General features: G+C 52.2%; 4 protein-coding genes, 3 tRNA genes and 1 pseudogene. 3 read left to right on the top strand and 5 right to left on the bottom strand.

Annotated features, from left to right (window positions below):
- From ACTHS3_RS08180 to ACTHS3_RS08160, 5 genes and pseudogenes are all read right to left on the bottom strand, one after another.
- Positions 1-212, bottom strand: a pseudogene (locus ACTHS3_RS08180) (bifunctional biotin--[acetyl-CoA-carboxylase] ligase/pantothenate kinase); the annotation flags it as partial.
- Positions 209-715, bottom strand: coding sequence for an adenylyltransferase/cytidyltransferase family protein (locus ACTHS3_RS08175; protein WP_107848862.1), 507 nt, complete (start codon positions 713-715; stop codon positions 209-211). The gene ACTHS3_RS08175 and the pseudogene ACTHS3_RS08180, both read right to left, overlap by 4 nt.
- Positions 716-974: 259 nt before the next feature.
- A tRNA-His gene (locus ACTHS3_RS08170) sits at positions 975-1050 on the bottom strand.
- Positions 1051-1059: 9 nt separating this feature from the next.
- Positions 1060-1136 (bottom strand) — tRNA-Arg (locus ACTHS3_RS08165).
- A gap of 27 nt (positions 1137-1163) precedes the next feature.
- A tRNA-Pro gene (locus ACTHS3_RS08160) sits at positions 1164-1241 on the bottom strand.
- 201 nt (positions 1242-1442) lie between these two features.
- On the opposite strand from ACTHS3_RS08160, the gene folD reads away from it, so the two are divergent.
- The 3 genes from folD to ACTHS3_RS08145 all read left to right on the top strand — a co-directional run.
- Positions 1443-2294, top strand: a complete 852-nt coding sequence (folD, locus tag ACTHS3_RS08155) for a bifunctional methylenetetrahydrofolate dehydrogenase/methenyltetrahydrofolate cyclohydrolase FolD (RefSeq protein ID WP_049336906.1) — start codon at positions 1443-1445, stop codon at positions 2292-2294.
- A gap of 84 nt (positions 2295-2378) precedes the next feature.
- On the top strand, positions 2379-3452 hold the full coding sequence (locus ACTHS3_RS08150) for an AI-2E family transporter (protein WP_039862536.1): 1074 nt from the start codon (positions 2379-2381) through the stop codon (positions 3450-3452).
- Positions 3453-3581: 129 nt separating this feature from the next.
- A partial coding sequence (locus ACTHS3_RS08145) for an aromatic amino acid transport family protein (protein ID WP_440367635.1) occupies positions 3582-4099 on the top strand: 518 nt, incomplete at its 3' end.

Genomic DNA, 4099 nt, shown 5'->3' with positions numbered 1-4099 from the left:
TCTTCGGCAAACACAGCCAAAGGGCGCACCAAGCGCCATTGCCCGTCATGCTGGCGCAGCAAACCGCGGATATGGCCCGGCATCTGCTGCCAGAATCCGTTTAATTGTTGCGGCTTCATCCCAACCACTCGCGCCAACTGAGAAACGTGTTGCGGCAGGCCGTCTGAAAGCGCGGCGAGCAAGGCCCAATGGCGGCTGTTCAAATCCGTCATTCGCCTCCTCCGGCTTCGCGGATTTTCGCCAAAGTTTTGGTGGTCGAAGTCTGGTGTAAAAACGGAATCGAAAATACTTTGCCACCACGCGCAAACGTCTCGGCCGCACCGACAATCTTATCCACAGGCCAATCGCCGCCTTTAATCAATACATCGGGTTTGACCATTTCAATCAGCGCGGCCGGCGTATCGTCATCAAACCATGTGACCAAATCCACGCTCGCCAATGCCGCTGCCACTGCCGCGCGGTTTTCCAAAGGATTAATCGGACGGTCGTCCCCTTTGCCCTGACGGCGCACCGAAGCATCGGTATTCAACGCCAATACCAAAGTCGCACCGGCCGATCGCGCCTGCGCCAGATACGTTACATGGCCCCTATGGAGAATATCGAAACAGCCGTTGGTAAACACCAGCGGACGGGGCAATGCCGCCAAACGCTCCGCCAGCTTTTCGGGCGGACAGATTTTGGATTCGAATTCTGGAGCTGACCATTCGGACATGATGCGGTTCCTTTGGGAATGAAACAGAAAATAATCGGGGTATTATAAAGGATAACGGCGAAACGCCATAAAAAGATACCGAACGGTACAATATTCGGGCTTGACTGCGTATTCATTGATATTTGATAACACAGCAAACACCATTTTTGCCGATGCCATGATGAAACGGTTTGATAAATACTTTTTTGAAACCCAATTAAATCTGAAGTAAAATTCGGGTATAAACGGAAAAAAGCCTGCATACAATATGCAGGCTTTCATCTGGGGTGGCTGATGGGGCTCGAACCCACGACAACTGGAATCACAATCCAGGGCTCTACCAACTGAGCTACAGCCACCGTAAAAATTGGCACGCCCGACAGGAATCGAACCTGTAACCCCCGACTTAGAAGGTCGGTGCTCTATCCGGTTGAGCTACGGGCGCTCATGCCGATTCGTGCTAAGAATTTTGTGGTCGGGGCGGTGGGATTCGAACTCACGACCCTCTGCTCCCAAAGCAGATGCGCTAACCGGGCTGCGCTACGCCCCGACTGAAGACCTGAACTATACAGACCCTTTTCAGCCCGGTCAACACCTACTTTGCTTTATTTTTTCATTTTTTGATTATCCTATTATTTTTAATCGTTATTTATTTTTATGCTTCACAATCAGGGCTACTCTTTTGTGTCAGGCCGTCTGAAAAATGCGATAATTTAAACGCAATATTTATCCCTATTGAGGAGGAAAAATCATGGCTGCACAACTTATAGACGGAAAAAAAATCTCCCAGCAACGCATCGAGGCGGTCGCGCAGGCGGTAAAAGCGCGTCAGGAAAAAGGTTTGCACACGCCTTGCTTGGCGGTGGTATTGGTTGGCGACGACCCTGCTAGCGCGGTTTATGTACGCAATAAAAAACTGGCCTGCCAAAAAAGCGGCATCGAATCGCGCTCTTATGAGCTGCCGTCTGAAACCACGCAAGACGATTTGCTGAAACTGGTGGACGAATTGAACGGCGACCCTGCCGTCGACGGTATTTTGGTGCAACTGCCGCTGCCGGCACACATCGACAGCCAAGCGGTTTTGGAGCGTATCGAGCCGCATAAAGATGTGGACGGCTTCCACCCTTACAACGTCGGCCGCCTGGTCGTCAAAATGCCGCTGATGCGCCCTTGCACACCCAAAGGTGTGATGACTTTGTTGGAAGCCTACGGCATCGACCCGAAAGGCAAAAAAGCGGTCGTCGTCGGCGCGTCCAATATTGTCGGCCGCCCACAGGCGTTGGAATTGCTGCTGTCCCGCGCGACGGTAACCATTTGCCACAGCGCCACGCAAAACCTTGCCGATGAAGTTGCCGCCGCAGATATTTTGGTGGTCGGCGTAGGCATTCCGAATTTCGTTAAAGGCGAATGGGTCAAACCCGGCGCAGTCGTTATCGATGTGGGCATCAACCGCTTGGACGACGGCAGCCTGTGCGGCGACGTGGAGTTTGATGTCGCTAAAGAACGCGCATCCATGATTACGCCTGTTCCCGGCGGCGTCGGCCCGATGACGATTGCCACTTTGTTGGAAAACACGGTACACGCGGCCTCATTACACGACTAATCACTGTCATTAAGTTAGGCCGTCTGAACATGATTTTTCAGACGGCCTGACCTGTTTTTTTGCTTTTTACCTTATTGGCTTCACATGTCCTTACTCTCTTCCCACGCCGACAACCCGACTTTCCGCAACGCTTCCTATATCCTGATGGGCTTGGCCTTGCTGATTGTCTTGCACTACCATTTTCTGCCGCTGCTGCTGTCGGTTATCCTGACCTATATCTTTATTACGCGCACCAACGGCGTCATCCTCAAACTCCGCCGCCGTGTTTTACCGCGCAACACGCGGCTGCATAAGTCGCTCAATGCGCACAATATCAACCTAATTTCCACCACGCTGACGCTGGCCATCGTATTCAGCATCATTGCGATGATGTCTTTGGGCATTTACCACCTGATACATGGCGGCCACGTCGGCTTTATGCTGGCCAAGCTGGCGGCGATTTTGGAAGACACCAAAAACAGCCAAGACCTGCCTGCTGCCATTCTCAATATGCTGCCCAACAATATGGCCGAAATCAAAGCCTCGGCAATCAAGCTGATTGAAGAATACCGCGCCGCGCTGACCCGTATCAGTAAAAACAGCATCACGTCCTTCGTGTACATCCTCATCGGCATCATCATCGGCGCCATGCTCAGTTTCCACCGCCTGGAAATGCGCAAAAACCGCCATAAAATGCCGCTGTTTAAAGCCGAATTGATGCGGCGCATCGTCAATTTTGAAACCAGCTTTGAGCGCGTGTTCCTCGCCCAAGTCAAAATCTCGCTGATCGACACCTTCCTGACCGGCCTGTACCTTTACTTGGTTTTGCCGCTGTTCGGCGTTGACCTGCCGTTTAAAATGACCGTCCTGATCATCGCCTTTATCGTCGGCCTGATTCCGGTGGCAGGCAACCTGATTTCCAACACCATCATTATTATTTTGAGCCTCGGCGCATCGCTTTACGTCGCACTCGCATCGCTGGTTTTCCTCGTTGTCATCCACAAGCTCGAATATTTCCTCAACGCCAAAATCATCGGCTCGGAAATCGAATCCAGCGCATGGGAATTGCTGGTGGCGATGGTCGTCTTTGAACGCATTTTCGGCATCGGCGGCATCATCGTCGCGCCGGTTTATTACGCGTATCTGAAAAACGAATTGAAACTGCGAAAATTGATTTAATCAGTTGCGTTTATACACATCAAAGGCCGTCTGAAAACGACAATCGGGTTTTCAGACGGCCTTTGCTTTACCTTTTCTTACACTTTACGGCATAATGGCAGCCACGCATTTCTAGAAGAAAGATAAACAATGTCAACCAAAACCCCATCCCTATTCGGCGGAGCGATGATTATCGCCGGTACGGTTATCGGCGCAGGCATGCTTGCCAACCCGACCGCCACCTCCGGCGTATGGTTTACCGGCTCGCTGGCCGTGTTGCTGTACACCTGGTTTTCCATGCTCTCCAGCGGCCTGATGATTTTGGAAGTCAACACCCATTATCCGCACGGCGCCAGCTTCGACACTATGGTTAAAGACCTGCTCGGCCCGGCTTGGAACGTCATCAACGGCGTTGCCGTCGCTTTCGTTTTATACCTGCTCACCTACGCCTACATCTTCGTCGGCGGCGACCTGACCGCCAAAGGCATCGGCAGCGCGGTAGGCGGCGAAATTTCGCTCACCATCGGCCAACTCGTCTTTTTCGGCATTCTCGCCTTTTGCGTTTGGGCATCCGCACGCTTGGTTGACCGCTTCACCAGCATCCTCATCGGCGGCATGGTATTGACCTTTATTTGGGCAACCGGCGGCCTGATTGCCGATGCCAAAAT

The sequence above is a fragment of the Neisseria sp. P0009.S007 genome, from assembly GCF_051962515.1.
The sequence above is the reverse complement of the archived record's forward strand: the minus strand, read 5'-3'. Positions and strand labels throughout refer to the sequence as shown.